The sequence below is a fragment of the Prochlorococcus marinus str. MIT 0912 genome (genome assembly GCF_027359595.1).
GTDB lineage: Bacteria > Cyanobacteriota > Cyanobacteriia > PCC-6307 > Cyanobiaceae > Prochlorococcus_B > Prochlorococcus_B marinus_C.
Genome location: NZ_CP114783.1, coordinates 201,839 through 227,454, shown reverse-complemented (window position 1 = coordinate 227,454; position 25,616 = coordinate 201,839). Strand labels below are relative to the sequence as shown.

The window sequence follows — 25,616 nt, the reverse complement described above, 5'->3', positions numbered from 1 at the left end:
AACTAACTTTCCGAATAAGAAACAAAGAGTATGAGCGAACTACAGCGCCTAAAAGGGCTGCTGCCACCAGAAAACCAAAGCTGGGTATTCATCGAAGCCGCAGCAGCCATAGATCCTCCTCTAATCACGCTTGAAGAAATTGGGCGTGATGAGGTGGAAATTCAAGTTGATCTTGAACAATGGGACTATTTAGCTCAAGATCATAGAAACCTATTGTTTTGGCATGAGGTGGGACGCATTCAGAATGACACCATCCCCAGAGATGGGTGGGAAATGGCTGCACTGGCAATAGGTTTAGGAGGTGCTATTGGAGAGTTATGGGTTCAAGATGGATTACTACTTTTAATGGCACTTGGATTATCAGGTTTTGCAGGTTATAGGCTTTATTTAAAAAATAATTCAGAGAAACGTTTACAGGATGCGATATCTGCCGATGAGAGAGCTATTGATTTAGCTTGCAGATTTGGCTATAGCGTTCCAAATGCTTATAAAAGTCTGGGTGGTGCATTAAAGGATTTAGTAGAAAAATCTAGAAAGAAAAAGAAGAGAACATTTTATGAAGATAGATTAGAAGCTCTAAGAAAGAGTGCTGAGAAAGCCCGGGCAGAAATGGCTTCTCAAGAAGGATCTAAGAAATCAGTTACAAGTGAAAATGTTTATGGATAGTAATTTGCTAATCGAATTAGCTGCAAATGCCTGTGATGATAGAAAAGCTGGAGATATAAAACTTTTAAAAATTGATGAGGTCTCAAGTATTGCTGATTGGATACTAATTACTGAAGGACTTTCAGATGTTCAAGTTAGAGCAATCGTTAATAATGTAGAAAAAATACTAAGAGAGGAAGCAGATCTCCTTCCTCTAAGAAAGGAAGGAATAAATGAAGGAAAATGGGCATTATTAGATTATGGAGATCTAATAATTAATGTTTTTCAACCTGCTCAGAGAAAATTCTATGATTTAGAATCGTTTTGGAGTAATGGAATTATTCATAATTTCGTAAATAATAAATTAATTGCATTAAAAGATGAATAAAATCATATGCCCTGTGCCGCTAGATCAAAGGCCATTAAATGAATTTAATACTATTAGGAATTCATGGGTAATCTCTTGGCCTTTTTTAGAAAAAAGTATTTTTTACAGGAAATTAACTTTTAGCTGGTTATTTATTACACCATTAAGTTTAATAATATCTTATGGTAGTGATTACCTGAAAAACAACATTTTGGAACTTACCTTAGTAAGTTTTACAACCTCCCTTTTCTTTCCTATATTATTACTCGTCAGGCAATGGTTAAGTTGGATATACATATATAAACGCCTCAATTCTGAAAACATTGAATATGAAGAGTCTGGTTGGTATGATGGACAAACATGGGAAAAACCTATTGATTGGAGAGCAAAAGAATTGCTCATAGCACAACATCAGGTTAAACCCATTTTAAATCACTTACAGAAGATAATAATTTTGATTATATTCATTTTCTTTTGTTCAACCTTATTCCTATTCCTGAATATAAATTAGGTTATGAATCTACAAGAAAAATTAACAACAAGAACTAACAATTATTTAAGGATACTAGTTAAAAGAGGTTCAAGTGTTGAATCTATTCATAGGGCACACGCTTCAATCTGCGACACGAAAGGAAGGACGCTTATGAAAGCGGGGTCATCTGATTATGAAACATTTATAAGGTCAGCATTAAAACCTTTCCAGGTTTTGCCATTTCTGACCAGTGGAACTGCAGAAAAATACAATTTAGATGAAAAAACTTTAGCTATTGCATGTGGTTCGCATTCTGGTTCAGCAGATCAAGCAAGAACGGCATTCAGGCTCCTCTGGAATGCGGATATCGATATTAAGCAGCTAAAATGCCCTGTCCCTCAAAATAAAAAAAGCAAACTTCAACATAATTGTTCAGGAAAGCATTCTGCCTTTCTAGCTACATGCAAAAAAATGAACTGGGATCTAGAAAGCTATTTAATGGGACATCATCCACTTCAGAAAGAAATTTTCAGAAGAGTTTCAGAGTTGTTGAAAATTCCAGCAGAAGAATTAATTGCAGAAAGAGATGACTGTGGTGCTCCGACTTTACTTTTGCGTTTATCTCAGATGGCTATTTTGTATGCACATTTATCTAGATCAGACAATCCAGAATTTGAAAAAATAACCCGTGCAATGACAAATCACCCAGATCTACTTGCTGGAGAGGGAAATTTTGACACTGAATTAATAAAACGAGGTCACAAACAAATCATAAGTAAGGGTGGAAGTGAGGGTATTCAATGTATTGGTCTTTTGGGCGAGGGACTTGGTCTTTCAATTAAGGTTGAAGATGGATCAAAAAGAGCTAAACATGCTGTCGCAATTCATATTCTGCGACAACTTGAATGGATTACTCCATCTGCACTAGAGGAACTTGATGAGATCATCCTCCAGAAAAAAACTGGCATCTATATAGAAGTTGAAGGAGAATTAAAGATTCCCTAACCCAAACAAACTAGTATTTTACGTCACATAAGGATGTATGCTTTATAAACTTCGCGGGGTAGAGCAGTCTGGTAGCTCGTCGGGCTCATAACCCGAAGGTCGGAAGTTCAAATCTTCCCCCCGCCACCAATTACCATCAGGGCCATTAGGCCCTTTTTTATTGTCTATAACTAGATTCTCCTAGCATCCAATTAACATAATCAGTTCTCACCTTTGAGCTTGCGTAAACACCCATGATCAATCTCAAGGGGAGTTCTGACTGACTAGATAGAACTAAGTACAAACAAATTCATAAGCTGTATTACTCAAAAAACAATAATTTACCTATAACCATTTGGATTTTTTATTTGCCAATTCCATCCGTCTAAGCAAATCTGATCTAAGGTTCTCTTTGGAGTCCAGCCTAATAATTTCTTAGCTTTTGAAATATCTGCATAACATTTAGCGACATCACCTTCTCTTCTACTTTGAATTGAAAAAGGAATTTGACAACCAATAGAGGACTCAAATTGGGTGATAATTTGAAATACAGAATATCCATTACCAGATCCTAAGTTAATAAATTCTAAACATGACTCTTTAGAATTTAAGTAATCAATTGATGCTAAATGACCTTCTGCTAAGTCGATAATATGAATGTAATCTCGAATTCCCGAACCATCTTTAGTATCCCAATCGTCTCCAAAAACGTTTAAAAGTTTTTGTCTACCTATTGCTACCTGAGTTAAAAAAGGAAATAAATTATTTGGAGTTCCAACAGGGTCTTCACCGATCACCCCGGATGGATGTGCTCCAACAGGATTAAAATAACGCAAAGAGCATATTTTCCATAAGTTGGTATTAGAATTATATAAATCAAAAAACATTTTCTCAATTGCTACTTTAGTTTCACCATATGGATTTATTGGTGAGATTTTGTGATCTTCTGATATAGGAACAGAATCACTTAAACCATAAATAGTGGCACTACTACTAAAGACTAGGGAGTAACATTCATATTCTTTCATTGTAAGTAAAAGATTTAGAGTTCCAAGTACATTCACATCCCAATAATGAAGTGGGTTATTCAAAGATTCTGATACAGATTTCAGGCCAGCCAAGTGTATAACAATATCTATATTTTTAGATTGTTTAATAGATTCTAAAAATATATTATCTATGATTTTTTTATCTCTAATATCACCATTAATAATTTCTATTTTATATCTTAAATCGTTTTTATCTAAATAAGTATTAATTCGATTGATAACATTCGGTGAACTATTAGCATAAGAGTCTAAAATTACTACATCAAATCCCCTTTCTAACAACAACAATGCTATATGAGAGCCTATGAATCCAGAGCCACCCGTTAAAAGAACCCTCATAATACCCTTAGTGAATATTTTAAACAAAACGTCATTCTAAGTCAGTTTTTAAACGAAAACAATTTTTAAAATATAGCATCTGATTAAACCTATTTGAATTAGATGCTATTTTTTTATAAAAATCGTTATTGTATAATTTTATTTATTTTAAAAATCTAATTTTTGATTAATGATTGATTCAACCAATATTCATAAGCTCACTACACTTTAAATAAAGTTATATATTTGATTTGCACAAAAAATATTTTTGCTGCTTAACAAGTTGAATAAAAAAAGTAAAAAATATAAATCAAAGAGCATACTCATTATAATGACATAGAAAACTATTTAATCTGAACTATATAAATGAAAAAAGACAATCTAAAGAGAATCATCAAACAATTTGAAACTTTAATAGAAGAATTAAAGAGCGAGGTCTACTCTGACAAAGAATCATATGTTCATCCATGGGATGAACATATGAAAAACACCCCTAGAATTTTGAACACTGAAGATGATGATGGATATGCTGACTAGTTCAGTTAAGTGCTCACGTAAAATAAAGCAAACATAAAGATTTTTTCTCTTTTTTTTTTTAGTAATTTTACCTATTGCTATATAAGAATAATAAAAGCAGATTATATAAAAACAGTTTATTAATGGCTCCTTTACCTCAACTTGTAAAAGCCACCCCTCAGGGAGGTACGATTCACAAATATCAACTTTCTGGCGGTAAAACTTCTTTCTTGAGATATCTAGGTTGCTATCTCGGTACATGTAAATTCTGCAATGATATTGAAGAAGCATCTGAATTTGTATCAAGCATTGAGTTATCTCCCAAAACCCTTTAAGCAATTCAATTCTAGAAGAAAATAAAGACTTAAACGAATTCACTTCACTGGAAAAAAAACGTTGAAGTTTTTTTATGTAAATTTAATCGATACTCGAAGGCATTAGGTGCTATTTTTTTTGAGTCTTTAAGCCCATAAGGAGAATACTCATTTAATGAGTGAGTTTTTATCTCATTAAAAGAAAGGTCGATTATGAAAGAAGAACAAGGAAAAGATAATAAATCATATGAATATGAGACTAATAATCTCATTAGATCTAATTTTAATGAGAAAGAAAGTGTAAAAGATCTTGAAAATATTGCTCCAAAGCCTTCTAATCAATTAACAAATGGACTATTAGGTTGGTATTCGGTGTCGAGCAGCGATTCAATAAAAGAGGGAAAATTAAATCACTTCACTATTTATAATGAGCCTCTTGTTTTGTATCGTGATAGAGAGGGTATTGTTAGATGTGTAAAAGACGTATGCCCTCATAGAGGAGCATCATTTTTGGGCGGTGAAGTTATAAATGGTCAACTTGTATGTCCTTATCACGGCGCGAGGTTCTCGTCTCAAGGTAGTTGCACAAATTTAGATAGAATAACTTGTCAGCATATTATTGATTCTAATTACGATAATTACGCAAAAAGTATAAAACTTTTTCAATATCCATGTGTTGAAAAAGAAGGTTATATATATATTTATTATACTGGAACACCACTTGCAAATATTGAAGATTTTCAAATAAAATCTTCAATTAATAGCCTTCTTCCTGATTCCTATGGATTTCCATCTTTAGAATATGAATATGAAGAAGTATATGTAGATTTCAAAGCAGATTGGGCAAGAATCATTGAAAATCATCTGGATATATTACATGTATTCTGGATGCATGGAGACACTATCCCAGACAAGAATGTAAACAGAGAAACTATAACTAGTTTTAATCAGAAAATAAAAAGAGATAATAGGCAAATAGAAAGTATCTATTCTTATAAAACAAATGGGCAAGATGAGTTTATCAGAATAAAATTCGTACCTCCTGGCAGAATTTTTATATATAAAGGCTCACCTGAAAGCACACGATATATTCAAGTCCTTGATCATATTCCATTAGGAAATAACAAAGCACGAGTTATTGTCAGGCATTATAGGAAATTCCTGAAAAACAAACTGTTTACAAATTTAGTTTTATTTAGTCATCTACAAAGGAGAACATTTTATAAGATCTTTACTGAAGATTATTTAGTCTTAAAAACCCAAACTTTTAATGATCAGATGGGCTATATACAAAAAGATAATGTAAAATTATTAGGTGAAGATAAAATGGTTCAATATTACTGGGATTGGCTTCAAAATGCATTAAACAAAGAAAAACCATGGGAATTACATCCCACGAATTCCTTAACAAACTCAGTTCATGAGGATAGAGGAATGCAATATCCTCCAGAAAATCCAAATTTAGCAATAAAAAACAATAGAAAGATAATTATCAAACTGCTAACTAGATTATTGTTCCCAATAAGTTTTATACTGTTATTAATATAAATAAAGCATATGATAAATGTTAGTTATAATATAAATGAGTAATAAATCTAAAAAAACTTTAATAAGCTGGGCAAGTTTAAAAAATATAAATGTATATATTAATCAAAATAAAATACTTTCAAATATCAATATAAATCTAAACTATGGTGAAAATATACTAATATTAGGACCAAATGGATCTGGTAAATCAACATTTTTAAAATTATTCAATAGATCAGTTTATCCAATCACTTCAAATCAAAGTTCATTTAAATTATTCAACAAAGAAAACATAAATATTTGGGATTTAAGGAGAAAGGTTGGATTTTTATTCAAAGAAATGGAGAAAAGGGTAAATAATGGAGTAACTCTATATGATGTTATTATATCAGGATTTTCTGGAACATTTAATTCTAGATATTCTAAATTTATTCAAGAAAGTGAACAAGATAAAATTAATAATCTGATTAATGAATGGGAACTTAATAAAATTATTTACAATGAATTCAATTCATTATCTGACGGTCAAAAAAGAAGGGGATTGCTTGCTAGAGCTCTTGTTTACAAGCCTAATATATTAGTTCTGGATGAGCCCTTTTGTAATTTAGATATAAAATCAAATTTCATATTACATCAAAATCTAAATAAATTAATTGACCAATCAATAAATCTTCTTTATGTCACACATAATTTAGAATCAATTCTAACAAAGACTAATAGAGTTATTTTAATAAAAGAAGGTGAAATAATAAAAGATGGTAATCCAAATGAATTATTAAATTCTAAAATACTAAGTAAACTTTTTAATATATCAATAAATGTAATAGAACAAGAAGGTTACTGGAGGATGATTCCATTAAATAATTAAACAATCACAAGAATTAAGGTAAAAATTAATATGCAAATAAAGAGAAAGTTTTTATTGTTTAATGAAAAAATATTTAAATAATTATTCTTCTTGCTTCCTCGTCTTCTAACGCCGAAAGGGGTACCACATGAATTGCATACCAATCTTCCAGATAAAGCACGATCAGCTCTCAAATTAGAGCTTCCACAAAATAAGCATTTATTTGTAATCATTACACTTAGATTATTTCAAAATATCATCTAGGTATGATAATGGTGTACTCATATTGCTTGAGTATCCTAAAAGACTTTCGGAAACAAATTCATATAATATCTCATCTTTTTCATTTAGAAATATTGTTGCTCCTCTTTGAGTTAAGAATGCGGAATCAGGAACATAAATTTTCCAATTTGAAAGTATTTCAATCATATTCATAAGTCTCCTAGTAGCCAGCTCAAAAGGGCGTAAATTTTTTTTCTTTGAAAAAATATCAAACATATTTCCCTTCAAAAAAGAAAAAGGTCCAATATTTATCTCTTCATCAAAAGAGAATAGACTCTTTGCATATTTATCCCCAAAATAGCCTCTTAAAACTTCCTTAATCGTACCTCTAGAATTTATCCCCGTACACATAATCAATAAATTAATTATGGCTGGCATAGGTGAGACAAAGCCAGGATTAAGATTAAGTTTTCTATGGAGGTCTCCATTCTTTACGGAATAAACATATTTACCATCAATATTATTAAATTTACAAAAAAATTTTTTAGACCTTTCACTTCCAATACCTATCAAGATCAAATCAACTGAGTACTTAGTTAGTCTTTTTGATTGAGCTGATAATTGTTGAGCGTATTCAAAACTATCAAAATCAGCAAAAGAACCAAGTAAAACTATTAGGCTTTTTCTTTGTTCATGAAAAATTTTCTCTTTCCCAAAAAACTCTTTAATGACATTTTTATAATTCATTAATTTAATTTGGCTTTGTTTTCAAAATAACAAAGTCACACGGCGGATAAGGAGCTTTCAGTATACGTAAAGGTAAATTTGATAGTCATGCAAAGGAGTTTAAAGATCAAATGTTCCCATAACACGAAGATCATATTTAGTAGCAGATGTTCGTGAAATATGTACAAAACCTACAATTTCAATAAGCAATGTGAAGGGATATGGAAGTTACAGACCTATAAATATATCCTCTTACTGTTCTTTGTTTATTTCTCGTGCAGACCTACGGGAATCCTAGCGTTACCTATGACTGGTACGCGGGTAATTCAGGGACGGCCAATCGCTCCGGAAAATTCATCGCTGCGCATGCTGCCCATGCTGGTTTGATGATGTTCTGGGCAGGTGCGTTCACTTTATTTGAGCTAGCTCGTTATGACTCATCCGTTGCGATGGGTAATCAAAACTTGATCTGCTTGCCTCACCTTGCACAACTTGGAATAGGTGGAATCGAAAACGGAGTAATTACTGAGCCTTACGGTTGCACAGTTATTGCTGTACTTCACCTAATTTTCTCTGGTGTTCTTGGTGCTGGTGGAATTCTTCACTCCACAAGATACGACGGAGATTTAGGAAACTATCCGGAAGGAAGTCGTCCTAAAAAGTTTGACTTCGAGTGGGACGATCCAGACAAGCTTACATTTATTCTTGGTCACCACCTTATTTTCCTAGGCTTGGCTAACATTCAATTCGTTGAATGGGCTCAATATCATGGTATTTGGGATACTGCTTTAGGAGCTACTCGTACAGTTTCTTACAACCTAGATTTAGGAATGATTTGGAATCACCAAGCTGATTTCCTTCAAATCTCCAGTTTGGAAGATGTTATGGGTGGCCATGCTTTCCTTGCATTTTTCCAAATTATTGGTGGAGCATTCCACATCATTACTAAGCAATTCGGTGAGTACACAGAATTCAAAGGTAAAGGACTTCTTTCAGCAGAAGCTGTTCTTTCATACTCACTAGCTGGTGTTGGTTACTGTGCCCTTGTTGCGGCTTTCTGGAGTTCAACAAACACAACTGTTTATTCAACAGAATTCTTTGGAGATGTACTTCAACTGAAGTTTGATTTCGCTCCTTATTTTGTTGATACTGACGCTTCTCTTGCTACTGGCGCTCATACAGCTAGAGCTTGGTTGGCAAATGTTCACTTCTATCTTGGCTTCTTCTTCATTCAGGGACATCTCTGGCATGCACTAAGAGCTATGGGATTTGACTTTAGGCGCGTAGGTAAAGCGTTCGACAATATGGAAAACGCAAAAATCACTAACGGTTGATTATTAATTTAATTTCATTAGTGAATAAAAAAAAAGGCCCGCTAGCGGGCCTTTTTTTTATGCGGCTCATTAGTAGAAATAAATACAAAAGAGATCGCACTAATGTCACAATTAACTAACTCAAAAGACTAAAAAGCTATTAAAAATTGCCTATTGATGTGATTTTTTATACAACTAAATAAAAAAAGTCTCAAGAGCTTGTTGCTATTGAGAATCGGTTGCAAAAAGATCCTTTTCTTGTGTAAGTTAGGAATCCATTAAGCTCCTTATAGGTTTCAATGAGCTTTAGAAGCTACGCAGAGACGCCCTCATCGGCGGTTCGAATGGCAACGGGACAATCGGTGCTAATAGATCCTTCCTCAAGAAGAGGAGATACTTGCTTGGAAGTTTTGGATGGAATAGCTCGAGTCTATTGCCCATGTGAAGAGACAGAAGGAATGACCTTGGCTTTTTTGCAGTCAGGCGACCAATTAAGAACAGACAGGCTTTGTAGTGAAGGTGTATGTGTAGAAGCTTTAACGCCACTATGCTTTGTAAGTGATGCTGAGACATCAGTAGAAGCTGGAGGATATGACGCTGTAAATGAGTGGACTCTTCAGCTTCTAAGGATTAGGCATTTGGGCAATGCTGAACAAAGGCTTCAAGCTTTATTTGCTTTATTAGTTAACCGACTTGGAAGAAGATGTGGTGATTGGTGCCAATTACCTTTCAGACTTACTCATGAAAGAATTGGGGAGTTAATTGGATCAACAAGAGTTACTTCTACTCGTTTAATTTCAAGGCTGAGAACAGCAGATTTACTAAAAGCTCCATCAGGTGATCCAACTCTAAGTCTTTCTCCTGAATTCATTGAGTCATCACCATTAACAGCATAATAAATAATGAATAAAAATTTCTTTACCTGCTCCGAATCTGTTGTTTTGTCACTCTGCAAAGAAATAGAGTATATAAAAAATAGATCAAAAAATATAAATAGATCGCTAAAGACTTGTCATAACAAAACTTTATCAAAAAGATTATATTTAGAACTTGATAGATTAAATAAAAATAGATTAAAAATTTTAAACATTTCTGAAAGTATGTTCAAATATTCTCAGGGCTTGTCTTTTGAGTTTCTATTAGAGCTAACTAGAAGATCTAGCACTTATCAACAACTATAATTTCAATAATAGAACTTATTTTATATTTAATTCATTATCAATAATGAACAATGCAGAAGGATCATTATTTGCAAAATTAACTTTACCAAGTAGGTAAGCCATTTCATCTTCTGATTTAATTTGCTCGTCTATTACCGGATCAAGGAATACCGTAGTGCGAGTATCGTTTGATCTCTCTGCCAATGAATAAAGTTGTTGAACAGAAGTTGTTACGTCAGCCTCCATTTGAAAGGACAAAGTAACTAACTCCTGAACAGTCTTCCATTCTTGTATTGGTTTAGTTACTTCATCAAGTTTGACAGTTTGTCCTCTAGCGATCATATATTTAGCGAAGATAAATCCATGCTCTTGCTCAGATAAAGACTCTTTCTTGAAAAAAGAAGCAAATCCTCTTAGTTCTCTTTCTAGGAACCATAGGGACATAGCTAAATATTGTGCACTTGAAACCCTCTCAAGAGAAGTATGTTGATAAAGAGACTCAAGAAGATCAACATCCATAGGCTGTGCAACTGCACGCCCTGAAGGACCCACGTTAAGACCTATTGAAGAGGATGTAGCTGAATGCATCACAAGAAAAGCTAAATCAAAGAACGCAAAAAATAATTTATTTTCCAATCAAATCATAACTCTTTTTGTATCATATTGTTGTTGGTAATTAAAAATTTAAAATTAATTTATTTGATAATGAATCTCAATTGCGTCAAAAAGAATAAATAGAATTTAATTAAGAAATTAACTATTTAAAAATTAGATTTAATATTTTCTGGTAAGACTACAAAATTTTTCTCATGAATTGTTTCAACTTTGCATTTATCTCCAATAGATAATTTTGTATCCAAGCTCATCTCTGATCTTAATTTCAGACCATCTTTAATTACAGTATAGACATAATGATTAATACGATATTCTTTTGCTATAACTGTGAAGCCATTATTTGCACAGGCTTTAATCCTAATAGAGTTTTTATCGAACATACAAACAGATTCTGATGAAATCGATGTATGGTAATGGAAATTCAATTTACCAATACACGTACAATAGGATTCATTAATGTATCGAATAGGCAAAATATTTTTTTGCAATACAAATTGACCTACAAAATCATTCAATGGGTTTGAAACCATTTCAAATGGAGTTGTATATTGCTGAATTTCACCTCTTCTTAATACAGCCACCCGATCACAAATAGCTAATGCTTCATGAGGATCGTGAGTGACTAAAATTGCAGATGCAGAGCAGGATTTTAAAACAGAAGAGAGTTCTGACCGTAATCTAGACCTCACTTCAACATCTAAAGAACAAAAAGGTTCATCAAGTAAAACCAAAGAAGAACCAGGCGCTAGGGCTCTTGCTAATGCAACTCTTTGACTTTGCCCTCCTGAAAGTTCGTGAGGATATCTATTTTTAAACTCATAAATATCCAATAAATTAAGTAACCAGTGCGCTCTTTTTATAGATTGTTCTTTCTTGTTTATGCCAAAGCAAACATTATCCCAAACATTTAGATGAGGGAAAAGAGCATAGTCTTGAAAAACCATCCCTATTTGTCTTCTCTCAGGAGAAAGAAGATAATGATTATCAGAGATTATTTGCCCATTTTTTTTTATAAATCCACGTTTAGGCTTTTCAAAACCTGCTATTAGCCTTAAAAGAGTGGTTTTTCCACAACCAGAAGGACCAAGCAAACCAACTAATTCTCCAGGTCTTAGAGAAAAATTAACATCCTTTAGAACCCAATTATTATTTTTATTAGATTTAAAATCATGCCATAAATTATGGATTTCTAGCTCAGTATTCACCAAAACTATTTTTGTTTATTCTATTCATTGAGATTCCATTAAAAACAAACTAACCACAAAAGGAAAAATGTATACGCAAAAACTACAGGGATGTGTATAAAATGATACAACTAGTTTTTGCTTGAAACTCTGACTTAAATTTAAAGGCATTTAATTAGTTAAATTTATAAACAAAAAAGTTTATACTCCGATGAAAAAGAATGAAAGGGTGAAAATAATAATTAAGAGACTTGAAGAAATATATCCTGAGACACCGATACCCTTAGATCATAAAAATGGTTTCACACTACTAGTAGCAGTTGTGTTAAGTGCACAATCAACGGATAAGAAAGTCAATGAATTAACTAAAGAACTTTTCAGCGTTGCCCCCTCAGCTGAGAAAATGTATAAATTAGGTGAGCAGAGAATATATAATTACATAAAACAACTTGGACTTGCAAAAACTAAAGCAAAAAATACTTATAACCTTTCAAAGATTATTCATGAAAAATTCAACAATATAATTCCAAATTCATTTCAGGAGCTTGAGTCGCTTCCAGGTGTTGGTCACAAGACAGCAAGTGTTGTTATGTCTCAAGTATTTGGTGTCCCTTCATTTCCTGTTGATACCCATATACATAGATTATCTCAGAGATGGGGACTAACTTCAGGTAAAAATGTTATCCAAACGGAAAAAGATCTAAAAAGATTATTTCCAAAAAATCTATGGAATAAATTACATCTACAAATTATCTTTTACGGAAGAGAATATTGCTCAGCAAGAGGATGTAACGGTACAATTTGTAACTTGTGCAAGGAACTTTATCCTAATAGAAATAAACCAATAATTTGTAAAAGGGCGTAATAATTATCTAATAATTTTATTATCTCAACAAAAAGGACTATTTCTTGCTAGAAACATATAAAAGGAACATTAATCTAATGAAATTAGCGATAACAGGAGCTTCGGGGAAAACGGGTTTTCGAGTCGCAGAAGAAGCAATATCAGCTGGATATGAGGTGAGATTAATAGTTAGATCACAGTCTGAAATTCCTGAATCGATAAAAAGTTGTGAAAGATACGTTTTGTCAAACACTAATGGAACCACACTTGATTATGCATTACAAGGTTGTGAGAGCCTAGTTATAGCAACAGGTGCGAGGCCATCTATCGATTTAACTGGTCCAGCTAAAGTTGATTATTTAAATATCAAAAAACAAATTGAAAGCTGTAAGAGACAAAAGCTGAAAAGGGTTGTTCTTGTTAGTTCACTTTGTGCAGGGAAATTGATACACCCTCTAAATTTATTTGGTCTCATTCTTATATGGAAAAGATTAGGTGAGAAATCACTGCAAAAAAGTGGTCTAGATTGGACAGTCATACGTCCTGGAGGATTGAATGAGAATGAAACTAATTTAAAAAATCAGAACATTTTGTTTTCTGGTCAAAAAACTCAAGAAGAAGGCTCAATCCCGAGAAGACTTGTTGCAAAGGCCTGCATAGAAGCTTTAAAAACAAAAGACTCGATCAAAAAAATCGTCGAGATTACTAGTAGCGAAGAGAATCCTAAAACAAATATGAGTAAGGCAATAAAGGCGTTTAGTATCTGACTATAAAAACTTAAATACATTATGAATACCAACGCTAAAATTGACGCGTTGCAGCTGATGCTTACTGATCTAAGAACAAGGAATGAATCAATAAGACATAAAGCTGCATTCAGGGGATGCCAACCAGAATTCCAATCATTAGTTACTGCACTTATTGATCAATTAGAAACTCAATTGAATGAAGAAAAAAAAATTCACAGAGGAAAATCAAATTCCAATGGTTAGAAAAATTGTCCTAACCCAACTCTAAGCAAGCCAAACCATATACATCATTCATAGAAACCGGTGGTTGTGAACCTCGATACATCCTGAAAGTTTCAGATTCAGATTTGAAACCTAGATTTGTAAAAACTTCAGAAGCCGTCTTATTGAGACCAGGAGCATCAATAATTATCAATCCAGGATGGCTCTCAATTAATTTCTTCAACAAAATTGTTAAAAGCTTTTGAGTATCAGCCATTAAAGGACCAATTCTCCATCCATCTCCGTTTTGTAAAAGACATGGTCTTATTCGCCCAAAGCCATGACATCGGTTTTCATTATCAATAACTGCGATTACCTTTCCAGCTGGATGATTCAGCCAATCAGATAAAAAATGAGGTCTAGGCGTTGTTTCTCTCTTTTCATCAAATCTTTTTACTGCATCTTGAGGTATTGAGGAGCCTTCAACAAATCTGAAATCATCTAAATCATCATTCTTAGAGTTTTCCTCAAGTAATTTCCCATCACCCAACCATTGCCATCTAGTTGTTTTCGAAGAAATCGTAAAGCCCCATTTTGAGTAATCAGTAATTCTCTCTGGAGCGGCCTCTAGACCAACACATGGTAAATCGCTTAAATGACTTAAAGCCTTTTTCCAAAGCTGAAGACCAAAACCTCTACCTCTATACTTCTCAATTACTAAAAACAATCCAAGAAATCCGTAATATTTATTGTAACGAACACCTGCTATGCAACCAATGGGATTGTCATTAAACCAACCCACCCAAAGTCCTTGTCTATCTGTATTTTGATATATCCCTAAATCACCAACACCTGGAGCAAAACCTTCTTTTCTAGATATTTCAGTAACAAAATCGATATCTTCATCAGATAGAGGTTTAATAGATAAAAGATTATCCATAAATTATATTTTTCTATAAATAATAAATCTAATAAAAATAATTAATAAATCTATAAATATGTGCAAAAAAAAACATCCTATTTGAACATATATATAATATTTATTAATAATGAAACTTTCATTGATATTTTATTAAATATTGAAAAAGGTTTTAAAATATTTAAATTACTTAATAATTAACCCTTAACCTAATTATTTAGAATAAACAATTAATAAATAAGTTAAAGCAGACCACCTTTAACAGATAAATTTGAAAGCTCATTATAACCACCAATAAATCGACTGTTTATATATATTTGTGGAAAAGTAGAAATAAAAGTTTGATTACTGATTCTTTTAAATTCATCATCATTTGTAATTACATGAAAATTATATTTATATGAGCTGTTTCAAGAAGCTTAATTGCTCTTTTTGACCAAGTACAATTAGGAAGAACATAAATATCAACGCTTGAAGGCTTATTATTTGAGCTTGTTATTAATGTCTTTACAAGATCAGGAGTTACTCTAATAAAGAAATCTAATGATTTGAGAACAATTGATCCAGGAAGAAGATGACTTCCAAAAACGATGCAATTTTCATCAGATACACTTATATGAATATGAGACTCATTAAGTCTTATGTAACGCTTAAACTTGTTATCTCTAATTTATTTTCCAAAATTATTCGATTTATCATTTAAAGGGCATTTGAATGAAACTTTAGAAAGATCGCCAACGGAACTTATTAAAGATGGTGTTGAATTATCATATTTACTCAATTCATTCAATGAATTAAAAAGATCTAAATAATTGAAAATTTATAAAAACAATTTTACATCATATTTTTATATTTACAATTAAAAATCTCAGTTATTCTTGATCCAATTTTCTTACAATAAATGCCATTGCTCCTAATGATAGGAAAAACATAAAAATCAGAAATGCAGTCATGGTTTAACTCTATTAATTTTTAGTATAATATAATAGGTTCTATATCGTCTAAACTTTAGGATTTTAAACAACTTTACAACATAAAACTCAAAATAAAATGAACAAAAAAAGTATCAATTCAAAAAAATCAACTAGTTGGCCTAGGATTATAAATGGACTGACAATTTCAAGGATATTACTTGGATTACCAATAATTATTTCTCTGAGGAATGGTAATAATGAAATTTTTATTTTTCTAATACTAATAGCTGGTCTTACTGATTTTCTGGATGGTTATTTTGCACGTAAATATGATCATAACTCCGTTTTTGGAGCGAAATTAGATCCTCTAGCAGATAAGATACTACTTATTGGTCCAATGATTTGGTTGATTCATGAGAATCTAGTACCCTTATGGTCTATCTGGCTAATAATATCGAGAGAACTATTAGTAACTAGTTGGCGTTCTGATAAAACCTCAGGTGGTCCAGCTTCAACTCAAGGTAAATATAAAACTACTTTTCAATTTATCAGTATAATTCTATTATTATGGCCTAAAGGTTGGGGTACAATTCATACCATTTATATTATTAATAAAATAGGTTATTTCTCATTCTGGATAGCATTTTTTCTTACTTTAAGTTCTGCTATAAAATATGTATTCAATCAAAAAGAATATCATCAGAGTTAAAATCAACTTGTTCATGCTTAGCTAATAGATAATCATTCTTATAGCTATCAATTAACCCCTCTAACAAATCGAATTTAGGTTCCCAAGATAAATCTTTTTTTATTTTTGAGGTGTCAGTAAAGAAATTAGTTAACCTTAAAGGGAAAAGTTTTCTTGCCTTAGGATCAAGTTTTGAAGGATCAAAAGAACGTAAATCAAAATCAATGACTTTATTTCCAGTTGCTATAATTGCTGTTTCAATTAAACCTTTAAATGTTACGGCTTTGCTACCTGAACAATTGTAAATTTGATTAATTGCATTATCTGTTTCAAGAGATTTTGAAATAGCCTCTGCCAAATCAGAAACATGTCCTAATTGCGTGATGGTTTGACCATCAAGAGGAACAGGAATAGATCGGCCATTAGTTATACGATCAAAAAACCATTTTTCAATAGGATTATAGTTTCCTGGGCCATAAATATATGTAGGACGAAAACTCGTAAAAGGAATGCCTTCGGCCTTAAGCCAAGACTCAGTTTTTGCTTTACCTATATGACGGCTTTCAAGATCTATTGGACTATCTTCACTAACAGGAAATAATTGTGTATTTTCATATACGCCGGCAGAACTTATATATATAAATCTATAACCAGGAAGACCTGAAAATTTAAGAAGTCTTTTCGTATCCTCCAATTTACGTCCAGAGCTATCAACAATAAGATCAAAGGAATGATCAGATAGTTGTTTTAGATCCTCATCATTCGACCTGTCTCCTTTTAGGTGCGTAATATTTTTTGGTACTGGTAAATTTCCACGTGTAAAAACATATATCTCATGTCCTTTTGATAGCAATCTCGAGACGAGGGCTTTTCCTACAAACCTTGTTCCGCCGTAAAAAAGAACTTTCAAGATCCTTTATTAAAAAAATTATATTAAAGCCTATAGATAATCTCCCAGAGCTACTTAAATGATGTTAGATGAATAGTAATAATTATTTTCTTGATGGAAATCATACCTGCAATAGATCTACTGAATGGTAAATGTGTTCGACTAAATCAAGGCAATTACAATGAAGTCACTAAGTTCAATAGTGATCCAATAAAACAAGCTCAGACTTGGGAAAGCCAAGGAGCCAAACGAATACATCTTGTAGATCTTGATGGTGCTAAGACTGGTGAACCCATAAATGATCTGACAATAAAAGAAATAAAAAAATCCATAACAATACCTATTCAACTTGGGGGTGGAATTAGGAGCATAGATCGTGCAAAAGAATTATTCGGCATAGGAATAGATAGAATTATTTTAGGGACAATTGCTATAGAGAACCCAGAGTTAGTTAAAGATCTATCTAGAGAATACCCAAAAAGAATTGCAGTTGGGATTGATGCTAAAGAGGGAATGGTAGCCACTCGAGGTTGGTTAAAACAAAGCAAAATATCTTCTGTTGAATTAGCAAAACAACTTAACGATCTTGAATTAGCCGCAATCATTTCAACTGACATTGCTACTGATGGCACTCTAAAAGGACCAAATGTTCAAGCCTTGAGAGAGATAGCTGAGATAAGTATTAATCCAGTAATCGCATCAGGAGGGATAGGTTCAATCGCTGATTTAATTTCCCTGGCTGATTTCGAGAATGAGGGTATTAAAGGAATAATCGTAGGGAGAGCCTTATATGACGGCTCAATAGATTTAAAAGAAGCGATATTAACTCTTAAAAATCTTCTTATTCAAGATTCATTCAATGAGAAAGATAAATTTCATGTCTAACATTTAAAAATATAATTTGTCTTTTAGATTTATGGAACAGGGCTGGAAGTATTTTTAAATCAAGTTATCTTAAATAGGATAGGTTCTAGAATTCAACTTGATCGAAGAAAGAGCAAAACAAATTTTAATGATAGCGCCTGCACTACTTGGCGAATCATTGGCTTTGCAGCTAACATCTCAGGATAATAATTTAGAAATAATCCTAGACAAAAAAGATATAAATGGGTTACCTAAACTTATTCTATTTTGCCTTGAAGAAGTTGAGCTCTCAAACTCAATCAAACTAGAAATTCTTAAGTTAAAAGAAAGATGGGATCAATCTCCAGTTTTAATAGTAATACCAAAAAACATTAAATTATCCTCTGCCGATTTGATGACCTTTGGTAGTGAAGGAGTTATTCAAGATCCTACTGTTGAAATTTTAAGAGATACAATCAATATTTTACTTGAGGGTGGCAGAGTATTTAAAATTAATAATGAAACAAATTACAATGCTGACTCAATTCCTAATTCATATGGATTAGGACATTGGTTATTAACTAGTGGTTTATCACAAATAAATAAAGATCTACACACGATAGATCGCATGATAGGCAATAAATCAATAAATTCATTTTATCTTTTCATATTATTAGGTAGAAGAAGAGAACTATTAATAGCAAAGAGATTAATCATCTGGTTATGGGGACCTCTAGAGGTATTAATAGAGTCTCCAATTAAAAATAATAGCGATGAAAAAATAAATCTAATTAACAAATATAGTACTGACATAACAATAAGAAACACCTCAACAAATGAGTTATGGAAGCTAATTTATAAAAGGGTAAAGGAGAGACTTAAAGACAACCTAACAAATTCTACGGACGAACTAGCAGCTCTTTATTCATTGAATAAAAACAAAAGAACTAATCTCTTGAAAACTCTTCTGCATGAATTTTCAATTATTCTCAATAAACTAGATTCTAAAAATGATCGCGAAAAAGAATTCGAAGAAATTTTAGAATCAATTACTCCTGAATTACGCGCTAATACATTTCGCAATTTTATAGATTCATATGATCGTCTAAAAAAGAATGGTGTTGACGTGTTTATTTCAGAATTTCTAGTACAAAATGCAGAACTTGGAATAATTGATGATGAACTACCTCCAATTGCATTAATAATAGATCCAATATTAAATAACAAACCAATTCTCATCGACGGAGAATATTTATCAATTGAAGACCCTCGATCTATTATTCAATTAGAAACATTTGTTCTGAATTGGATATTCAGGACGGCTGAGATAATTTGTGAAGAAATTATATCTTCATGCTCAGAATGGCCAGAATTACGTAAATACTTTCTGAATAAAGAATTAGTTTCAACAAGGGAACTTGAACGTAAAAGAAATCAAATAAATACAAATAATCAATTACAAAATCTATTAAAAAAGCCTATTAGATTGTACGAAAGCAAAAGATTATATTATACAGTCAAAAATAATAAAATAGAAAAGATTATCATCCTTGAAACTAGAGATGATGAATTAAGGAAATTAAACTGGACGCAAAGGCAAATAGCATTTACAATAGAATTAAGAGATGCTTTGGCTCCACAAATACAGGCAATAATTCAATATTTAGGTGATTTAATAGTTCTAATCCTCACAAAAGTTGTTGGAAGATCTATAGGATTAATTGGTAGAGGCATTGCTCAGGGTATGGGGAGAAACCTATCCAAAGGGTAATTTATTTATTAATAAATATAGCTAGATTAGCTTTAGGACTTTAGAATTTAAAAAATAAGTACTTTACATTGATTTTGTTAAGAATATTCTCCTCACTACTTTTACTTTTTTTTGTATTTGTTAATCCAGCCTATTCTGCTAGGGACACTAATAGTTATGATGGAAATATATACCCAATCTATGCTGGTAACGGATCACTAGTTCCACCACCTAGCACATTATCAGAGTCATTGAAAAACGAAAGAACAAGTGTTTTAGTTTTCTATCTAGACGACAGTTCTACTAGTAAACAATTCGCACCTGTAGTTTCAGGTATTAAGTTATTGTGGAGCTCATCTGTTGATTTAATTCCTCTATCAATTGATGAATTAGATAATAATGATCAGAAAACTTTTAAAGATCCTGGCTTTTACTGGCATGGGAAGATACCTCAAACAGTGATCCTTGACGGGAAAGGTAATGTTCTCTTAGACGAAGAAGGGCAGGTATCGTTCGATGAAATTAATAATGCAATAAGCAAAGGAACAGGTCTAAATAAACCTGATTTCGATCTAACAGTCAAAAGTTTTAACGAATATAATAGTGAGCCTTCTAAAGATGGTTATACTAAACCTAGAGGCAGCTAAAAATGTAAAAAAGTATTAAAGATTTTAATTAAATTATCAAATATTTTCATTAAAGAATGTTATTAAACTCTCTTTTTCTCATAATAATCTTATTTTCATTGATTGAAATAAAGCATTATTTTAGACAAACTTCGCCACTAGTTATTAAACCCAAAGAATTTAAAAGAATCATATTAAATTCTAAGCATAAATATATTACTTTGGTTGAAATTAAAAATTTACAGAAAAGAATGGAAGTAATGATTCCTTCTTTTAATGTTAATCCTCAGTTAATTGGTATATCTAATAATGAGATAATAAGGTTTTATACAAAAATAAAACCACTTCACCCAGATGCAGAAGAAGAACAAAAAAATGACTACTGGGCTGCTTATATCTTAAAGGGAAACAAGTCGACATTTGTTGAAATTGAAATTGAATTTGAAATTAAAAACACCTCACTAAATAAGGTTAAATGTTTATGGCTAGATATAGAATGGGAAAATTACGGACCATTTGGTTCTTTCAAAAAGTTCGATGGTTTTGTATTACCAAACATTGTAGATATATCCAAATCAGATTCTTCTAATACTATTTCAATAGATCCAATTAGAACTCATATTCTTGGTAGCTTAGATGATCCTATTGAAATATTAAAATCCTACATGCCACTAAATTGTATTTCTACAGATATTCTTGCAATTGGAGAGTCACCCTTAGCAGTGATGCAAGGAAGATATATAAATTATAGAAACATTAATTCTAGTCTAATTTCAAGGTTAATTTGCAAAGGATTTCACCCAACTAGTAGTTTAGCAACTGCTTCTGGAATGCAAACCCTAATAAATATTTCTGGTCCAACACGCGTAATAATTTCATGGTTTATTGGAGGAATATTTAAATTCTTTGGAGTTAGAGGTATGTTTTATCGTTTAGCAGGTGAACAAGCAAGATTAATTGATGACATTACTGGAACGACTCCACCATATGATAAATGTATAGTTTTAGGTCCTAAAGATACTCAAAATTTTTGTATTAAAGCCGCAAAAAAACTAAATATTAATGTGGCAGTTGTAGATGTAAATGATCTAGGAAGAGTTAAAATTCTATCAACAAATAATGTTAATAATACAGAAATGATTAAAAGGGCTTTAAAATCAAATCCAGCAGGTAATGCTAACCAACAAACACCAATAGTACTTATCAGATCAGAGAAGCTCAATTAGAAGTCGCATGATAATTAAAAATACAATAAAATAATTAAATGAAAAATAATGAAGCATTACCTTCAGGTTTAATAATTGAGCCACTTAAGCTCAAGCATTTATCAATGCTTAAAGCTAGCAAAAAAACTAAATACCTTGGAATATTCCAAATTCTATTATGCAAAAAATGGTTTTCTTCATTAGAATCAAGTTTTACTAGTTTAATTCCTACTCGGAACTCAACATGTTTAGTAGCAGTAGAAAAAGATAATTTAATTGCATATATTCTAGCTACTCCAATTAATCGTAGAGGTACATGTTGGTCAATCTCAGAACCATACTTTATAGGAGATTCAATATCCTTTAGTCGTTATAACTTATTGCAGAATTTAATAAGAAAAATTCTTTATGAAAGTAATATTAATACCCAAAGTTTTTTAATTTCTATAAATACAAATGAAAATCAAAATTTATCAGTTATTAGACAATCTGGTTTTCAACCGCTAAGAATAATAAAGTATTGGAATAAGAAAGAGAGTAATAAATATAGAATAAAAGAAGATAAAGATAGTTTTATTTGGGAAAAACTAAATGAAGAAAATAGCCAACAGATATGGAGACTTGAACAAGCTAGTGAATCAATCAACTTTAGGTCTATTTTTGATAGGCAATGGCTGGATATTTATGAAAAAAGAAATACATTAACAGGTGTTATTAAATCAAAAGAAAATAATATTATCGCAGGATTAATACCATCTATTTGTCCACAATATAATTATTCATTAGAATTAATAAGAGGATTAGCATGGGATGAAAGACTAAATAGATCTATTCCACAAAAAATTAATAATATGAAAACTGGTAAAAATAAGTGTTACATAGAAACGACAAGTGAGGATAAAAAGTTGAATGACATTTTAAATAAAAATAACTGGGAAATTACAGAAGAGAGAGTTCTTCTTGGAAGAAGTGTTTGGAAAAGAAAAAATGGATATAAATTAAAATCTATAGAGACTGAACTTTTAACTAATCTTGTAGGAAACTTACAACAACAACCAGAATTACCTTCAACTATTCAAATTGAAAAAAACAAATGAATCAGCCAAAACCATGTTCAGTTTTAAGTCTTGATATTGGAGACAAAAGGATTGGTGTTGCAGGTTGTGATCCATTTGGAATATCGATAACGCATTTACCTGCAATTTTTAGAAATAGTTTTGAAAAAGATCTAAAAGAATTCGCGAAAATATGTTGTGCAAGAAAAGTTGAAGGGCTCATTGTAGGAAATCCTCTCGATATGTATGGCAAGGAAACTAATCAATCTATTCGTTGTAAAAAATATGCGTTAAAGTTATCGAAATCTTTAAAACTTCCTTTGGCTTTTATTAATGAACATTGTTCAACTATCGAGGCTAAAGAAAAATTCTCTTTAAAACAAGATAAAACAGGAAAAATCGATAGCGCCGTCGCCGCTATACTTTTACAACAATGGCTTATTGAGGGACCTAATCTGGATGACTCATATTAAATTTTGAATATGATGTAAAAACAAAATCAATTAAAACAGATACTGACAAATAAAACTCAACTATGTCATCAACAAATAAAAACGACGAAGTACCTACTCTTTTAGTTAAAGATTCTCAAGGTTCAGACCTCCTATGTTTTCTTGAACAAGTAGTACCTCTTGAAGGTAATGAATATGCTCTCTTAACTCCTGTAGATACTCCTGTATCTCTGTTTCAATTAATTGATGATCAAGATCCCAAGCTAATTGAAACAATAAAAAAAAATGAACCAATACTTGAAGTAGCTGATGTTGTCCTTCAAGAACATGATCTTAGACTTGTTCGTTCGGCTATCACCCTTACAGTCTCAGGTGAATTAGATGAGCCCGAACCAGAAGAAATTGAAGAAGAAGACATTGATGATGAGTCAGAGACTTACGAACTTCTAGTCAATTTTAGAGTCGATAATAATGAATATGGTTTATACATTCCTCTTGACCCTTTCTTCATAGTTGGAAAGCTAGAGGATGGTGAAGTAAAGCTTGTTGAAGGTGAAGAGTTTGACAAGATACAATCAGGAATTGAAGCTGAACTTGAGGAAAGAGGATTATCAGAATAAATTCAAAAGAATTACTCATTCCATGTTGGGAGGTGAAAGATAAAATCTCAAAGATTTCGATCAATGATTTATTGTCGGAAAATATCAAAGCATTAATACTTGATGTAGATGGAACATTAATTTCTGGGAACAAGCCAGTTTTGTCAAGAGATATAAAACATTGGATTGAAAATTCGAAAAAATACTTTTATACCTGTCTATTCAGCAACAATCCATCCAGAAACAGAATAAAGTTAATTGCTGATGAATTAGATTTAGAATTTACATACTCTGGTGGCAAACCAAGTAAAAAAAAGTTAAAGAAGATTCTAGATAAAATCCCATATTCATCAAATGAAGTCGCAATAATTGGAGATAGAGTTTTTACAGATATTCTTGTAGGCAATAGATTAGGAATGTATACAATACTGGTAGATTCAGTAGATTACTATGGAAACAAAATTGAGAAAAATAACTTTCAATCCATAGAAAGATACATAGCAAGAATTATAACTGGAGATTTTTTATGACAACCTGCTGGGTAATCAAGATTGGCACAAGTCTTTTGAGAGGAAACGAAAAATATACAACTTTTGATATCATTAATAATTATTGTTCATATATATCAAAAGCCCAAAGAAATGGCGATAAAGTTATATTGGTAACTAGTGGTGCTGTAGGACTTGGATGTCATAAAATGGGCTTTAAGACAAGACCTAAAGAAATAATATCTCTTCAAGCTTCTGCCGCAATAGGCCAGCTTCATTTAATGGCTTTGTATGAAAAGGCTATGAGCAGTTTTGGATATAAAGTTGCACAAATATTATTAACTAGGTCAGAATTAGGTTCAAGGAATAGTTATAAATCTGCTTCACAAACATTAAGAAAATTGATTGAATGGGATGTTATTCCAATAGTAAATGAAAATGATATAATCTCAGATGAGGAGTTAAAATATGGAGATAATGATACTTTATCCGCATTAGTTGCAACTGCAATATCTGCTGATCAACTAATATTGTTAACTGACATTGACCATCTATACTCTTCTAATCCTAAAACTAATAGTCAAGCGAAGCCTATTAAAGATATTACTAATTCAATAGAATTAAATAAATTAGAACTAGCAAATGAACAAACAGCTTGGGGGACTGGAGGAATTAAAACAAAGCTAACTGCTGCAAAGATAGCCACTGAAAGCGGAATAAAAGTTCAATTAGCAGATGGAAGAGACCCTGCCACTTTAGGAGAATTACTTGATGGAAAAAAAATAGGAACTGTCTTCCATCCCCATCCGAATCCTATCGGTAATAGAAAAAGTTGGTTGTCACATGCAATTAAGCCAGTAGGGGAAATACATTTAGACGCCGGTGCTAGTGAGGCTATAAAAAACAAAGGTGCCTCACTATTATTAGTTGGAGTAAAAAAAGTTAGTGGTAATTTTATTTCTAATCAACCTGTAAAAGTTATCAACAATGAAGGAGAAGAAATTGCTAAGGGCATTTGCTCTATGAGCAGTGATGCTATAAAAATAGGAATCATTTCCAAATCAGCAACGACAGGATCTCCCCTTGTGATTCATCGAGATGTACTGGTTCTAACCAGTGAATAACTCAGACAAAA

29 protein-coding genes and 1 tRNA gene are annotated in these 25,616 nt (G+C 31.9%); 24 read left to right on the top strand and 6 right to left on the bottom strand.

Annotated elements, in window-relative coordinates:
* Positions 1 to 30 precede the first annotated feature (30 nt).
* From O5640_RS01185 to O5640_RS01165, 5 genes are all read left to right on the top strand, one after another.
* Entirely contained in the window at positions 31 to 666 is a 636-nt protein-coding gene (locus O5640_RS01185; protein WP_269612745.1) for a DUF3318 domain-containing protein, read from the top strand.
* The gene (gene rsfS / locus O5640_RS01180) at positions 659 to 1,033 is read left to right on the top strand and encodes a ribosome silencing factor (protein ID WP_269612744.1); all 375 of its coding nucleotides are present in this window, start codon (positions 659 to 661) and stop codon (positions 1,031 to 1,033) included. Before O5640_RS01185 ends, rsfS begins: the two co-directional genes overlap by 8 nt.
* On the top strand, positions 1,026 to 1,523 hold the full coding sequence (locus O5640_RS01175) for a CGLD27 family protein (RefSeq protein WP_269612743.1): 498 nt from the start codon (positions 1,026 to 1,028) through the stop codon (positions 1,521 to 1,523). Before rsfS ends, O5640_RS01175 begins: the two co-directional genes overlap by 8 nt.
* A 3-nt stretch (positions 1,524 to 1,526) precedes the next feature.
* A complete protein-coding gene (locus O5640_RS01170; protein WP_269612742.1) occupies positions 1,527 to 2,489 on the top strand; it encodes an asparaginase in 963 nt (320 codons plus the stop codon).
* 52 nt (positions 2,490 to 2,541) lie between these two features.
* Positions 2,542 to 2,618: transfer RNA gene (locus O5640_RS01165), tRNA-Met, on the top strand.
* Between the two features lie 191 nt (positions 2,619 to 2,809).
* On the opposite strand, the gene galE is transcribed toward O5640_RS01165, so the two are convergent.
* Positions 2,810 to 3,856 (bottom strand): UDP-glucose 4-epimerase GalE, encoded by a 1,047-nt coding sequence (gene galE, locus O5640_RS01160; RefSeq protein ID WP_269613771.1) that lies wholly within the window; start codon positions 3,854 to 3,856, stop codon positions 2,810 to 2,812.
* Between the two features lie 345 nt (positions 3,857 to 4,201).
* Between galE and O5640_RS01155 the strand changes: the two genes are divergently transcribed.
* The 4 genes from O5640_RS01155 to O5640_RS01140 all read left to right on the top strand — a co-directional run bounded on the left by O5640_RS01155 (position 4,202) and on the right by O5640_RS01140 (position 7,060).
* On the top strand, positions 4,202 to 4,372 hold the full coding sequence (locus tag O5640_RS01155; RefSeq protein ID WP_269612740.1) for a hypothetical protein: 171 nt from the start codon (positions 4,202 to 4,204) through the stop codon (positions 4,370 to 4,372).
* A gap of 122 nt (positions 4,373 to 4,494) precedes the next feature.
* Positions 4,495 to 4,686 carry a hypothetical protein gene (locus O5640_RS01150; protein ID WP_269612739.1) on the top strand — a complete coding sequence of 64 codons (192 nt, stop codon included), beginning with the start codon at positions 4,495 to 4,497 and terminating at the stop codon, positions 4,684 to 4,686.
* Between the two features lie 192 nt (positions 4,687 to 4,878).
* Entirely contained in the window at positions 4,879 to 6,213 is a 1,335-nt protein-coding gene (locus O5640_RS01145) for a Rieske 2Fe-2S domain-containing protein (RefSeq protein WP_269612737.1), read from the top strand.
* Between the two features lie 34 nt (positions 6,214 to 6,247).
* On the top strand, positions 6,248 to 7,060 hold the full coding sequence (locus tag O5640_RS01140; protein ID WP_269612736.1) for an ABC transporter ATP-binding protein: 813 nt from the start codon (positions 6,248 to 6,250) through the stop codon (positions 7,058 to 7,060).
* Positions 7,061 to 7,282: 222 nt separating this feature from the next.
* Here the strand turns inward: O5640_RS01140 and O5640_RS01135 are convergent, their stop codons facing one another.
* Positions 7,283 to 8,008: an AhpC/TSA family protein gene (locus O5640_RS01135; RefSeq protein WP_269612735.1), complete on the bottom strand. Its 726-nt coding sequence runs from the start codon at positions 8,006 to 8,008 to the stop codon at positions 7,283 to 7,285.
* Between the two features lie 254 nt (positions 8,009 to 8,262).
* On the opposite strand from O5640_RS01135, the gene O5640_RS01130 reads away from it, so the two are divergent.
* Positions 8,263 to 9,321: a chlorophyll a/b binding light-harvesting protein gene (locus tag O5640_RS01130; RefSeq protein ID WP_269610185.1), complete on the top strand. Its 1,059-nt coding sequence runs from the start codon at positions 8,263 to 8,265 to the stop codon at positions 9,319 to 9,321.
* A gap of 278 nt (positions 9,322 to 9,599) precedes the next feature.
* Complete coding sequence (locus tag O5640_RS01125) at positions 9,600 to 10,196, top strand: Crp/Fnr family transcriptional regulator (RefSeq protein WP_269612733.1); 597 nt, start codon at positions 9,600 to 9,602, stop codon at positions 10,194 to 10,196.
* 300 nt (positions 10,197 to 10,496) lie between these two features.
* Here O5640_RS01125 and O5640_RS01120 read toward each other — a convergent pair whose 3' ends face one another.
* Entirely contained in the window at positions 10,497 to 11,048 is a 552-nt protein-coding gene (locus O5640_RS01120; protein WP_269612732.1) for a ferritin, read from the bottom strand.
* A gap of 173 nt (positions 11,049 to 11,221) precedes the next feature.
* Complete coding sequence (locus O5640_RS01115) at positions 11,222 to 12,280, bottom strand: ABC transporter ATP-binding protein (RefSeq protein WP_269612730.1); 1,059 nt, start codon at positions 12,278 to 12,280, stop codon at positions 11,222 to 11,224.
* A gap of 190 nt (positions 12,281 to 12,470) precedes the next feature.
* Between O5640_RS01115 and nth the strand changes: the two genes are divergently transcribed.
* The 3 genes from nth to O5640_RS01100 all read left to right on the top strand — a co-directional run bounded on the left by nth (position 12,471) and on the right by O5640_RS01100 (position 14,095).
* The gene (gene nth, locus O5640_RS01110; protein ID WP_269612729.1) at positions 12,471 to 13,124 is read left to right on the top strand and encodes an endonuclease III; all 654 of its coding nucleotides are present in this window, start codon (positions 12,471 to 12,473) and stop codon (positions 13,122 to 13,124) included.
* Between the two features lie 77 nt (positions 13,125 to 13,201).
* Positions 13,202 to 13,870 (top strand): SDR family oxidoreductase, encoded by a 669-nt coding sequence (locus O5640_RS01105; protein WP_269612728.1) that lies wholly within the window; start codon positions 13,202 to 13,204, stop codon positions 13,868 to 13,870.
* 21 nt (positions 13,871 to 13,891) lie between these two features.
* Positions 13,892 to 14,095 (top strand): hypothetical protein, encoded by a 204-nt coding sequence (locus tag O5640_RS01100; protein WP_269612727.1) that lies wholly within the window; start codon positions 13,892 to 13,894, stop codon positions 14,093 to 14,095.
* Positions 14,096 to 14,105: 10 nt separating this feature from the next.
* On the opposite strand, the gene O5640_RS01095 is transcribed toward O5640_RS01100, so the two are convergent.
* The gene (locus O5640_RS01095) at positions 14,106 to 14,993 is read right to left on the bottom strand and encodes a GNAT family N-acetyltransferase (RefSeq protein ID WP_269612726.1); all 888 of its coding nucleotides are present in this window, start codon (positions 14,991 to 14,993) and stop codon (positions 14,106 to 14,108) included.
* A 1,029-nt stretch (positions 14,994 to 16,022) separates the two neighbouring features.
* On the opposite strand from O5640_RS01095, the gene pgsA reads away from it, so the two are divergent.
* A complete protein-coding gene (gene pgsA / locus O5640_RS01090; RefSeq protein WP_269612725.1) occupies positions 16,023 to 16,595 on the top strand; it encodes a CDP-diacylglycerol--glycerol-3-phosphate 3-phosphatidyltransferase in 573 nt (190 codons plus the stop codon).
* Here pgsA and O5640_RS01085 read toward each other — a convergent pair.
* Positions 16,567 to 17,484, bottom strand: a complete 918-nt coding sequence (locus O5640_RS01085) for an NAD-dependent epimerase/dehydratase family protein (RefSeq protein WP_269612724.1) — start codon at positions 17,482 to 17,484, stop codon at positions 16,567 to 16,569. The two genes, pgsA and O5640_RS01085, sit on opposite strands and share 29 nt — an antisense overlap.
* 93 nt (positions 17,485 to 17,577) lie before the next feature.
* Here O5640_RS01085 and hisA point away from each other — a divergent pair, with 93 nt between their 5' ends.
* From hisA to proB, 9 genes are all read left to right on the top strand, one after another.
* The gene (gene hisA, locus O5640_RS01080) at positions 17,578 to 18,348 is read left to right on the top strand and encodes a 1-(5-phosphoribosyl)-5-[(5-phosphoribosylamino)methylideneamino]imidazole-4-carboxamide isomerase (RefSeq protein ID WP_269612723.1); all 771 of its coding nucleotides are present in this window, start codon (positions 17,578 to 17,580) and stop codon (positions 18,346 to 18,348) included.
* Positions 18,349 to 18,445: 97 nt separating this feature from the next.
* Positions 18,446 to 20,077: a DUF3685 domain-containing protein gene (locus O5640_RS01075; RefSeq protein WP_269612722.1), complete on the top strand. Its 1,632-nt coding sequence runs from the start codon at positions 18,446 to 18,448 to the stop codon at positions 20,075 to 20,077.
* Between the two features lie 68 nt (positions 20,078 to 20,145).
* On the top strand, positions 20,146 to 20,703 hold the full coding sequence (locus O5640_RS01070; protein WP_269612720.1) for a thylakoid membrane photosystem I accumulation factor: 558 nt from the start codon (positions 20,146 to 20,148) through the stop codon (positions 20,701 to 20,703).
* Between the two features lie 200 nt (positions 20,704 to 20,903).
* Positions 20,904 to 21,908, top strand: a complete 1,005-nt coding sequence (locus O5640_RS01065; protein WP_269612719.1) for a hypothetical protein — start codon at positions 20,904 to 20,906, stop codon at positions 21,906 to 21,908.
* A gap of 38 nt (positions 21,909 to 21,946) precedes the next feature.
* Entirely contained in the window at positions 21,947 to 22,984 is a 1,038-nt protein-coding gene (locus tag O5640_RS01060; RefSeq protein ID WP_269612718.1) for a hypothetical protein, read from the top strand.
* Entirely contained in the window at positions 22,981 to 23,415 is a 435-nt protein-coding gene (ruvX, locus tag O5640_RS01055; protein WP_269612717.1) for a Holliday junction resolvase RuvX, read from the top strand. The genes O5640_RS01060 and ruvX overlap by 4 nt, the downstream gene beginning before the upstream one ends.
* Before the next feature lie 62 nt (positions 23,416 to 23,477).
* Positions 23,478 to 24,014, top strand: coding sequence for a DUF3727 domain-containing protein (locus O5640_RS01050; RefSeq protein WP_269612716.1), 537 nt, complete (start codon positions 23,478 to 23,480; stop codon positions 24,012 to 24,014).
* Positions 24,002 to 24,523, top strand: a complete 522-nt coding sequence (locus tag O5640_RS01045; RefSeq protein ID WP_332299695.1) for a YqeG family HAD IIIA-type phosphatase — start codon at positions 24,002 to 24,004, stop codon at positions 24,521 to 24,523. The genes O5640_RS01050 and O5640_RS01045 overlap by 13 nt, the downstream gene beginning before the upstream one ends.
* Positions 24,520 to 25,605 (top strand): glutamate 5-kinase, encoded by a 1,086-nt coding sequence (gene proB, locus O5640_RS01040; RefSeq protein ID WP_269612715.1) that lies wholly within the window; start codon positions 24,520 to 24,522, stop codon positions 25,603 to 25,605. The genes O5640_RS01045 and proB overlap by 4 nt, the downstream gene beginning before the upstream one ends.
* The last annotated feature ends 11 nt before the right edge of the window (positions 25,606 to 25,616 follow it).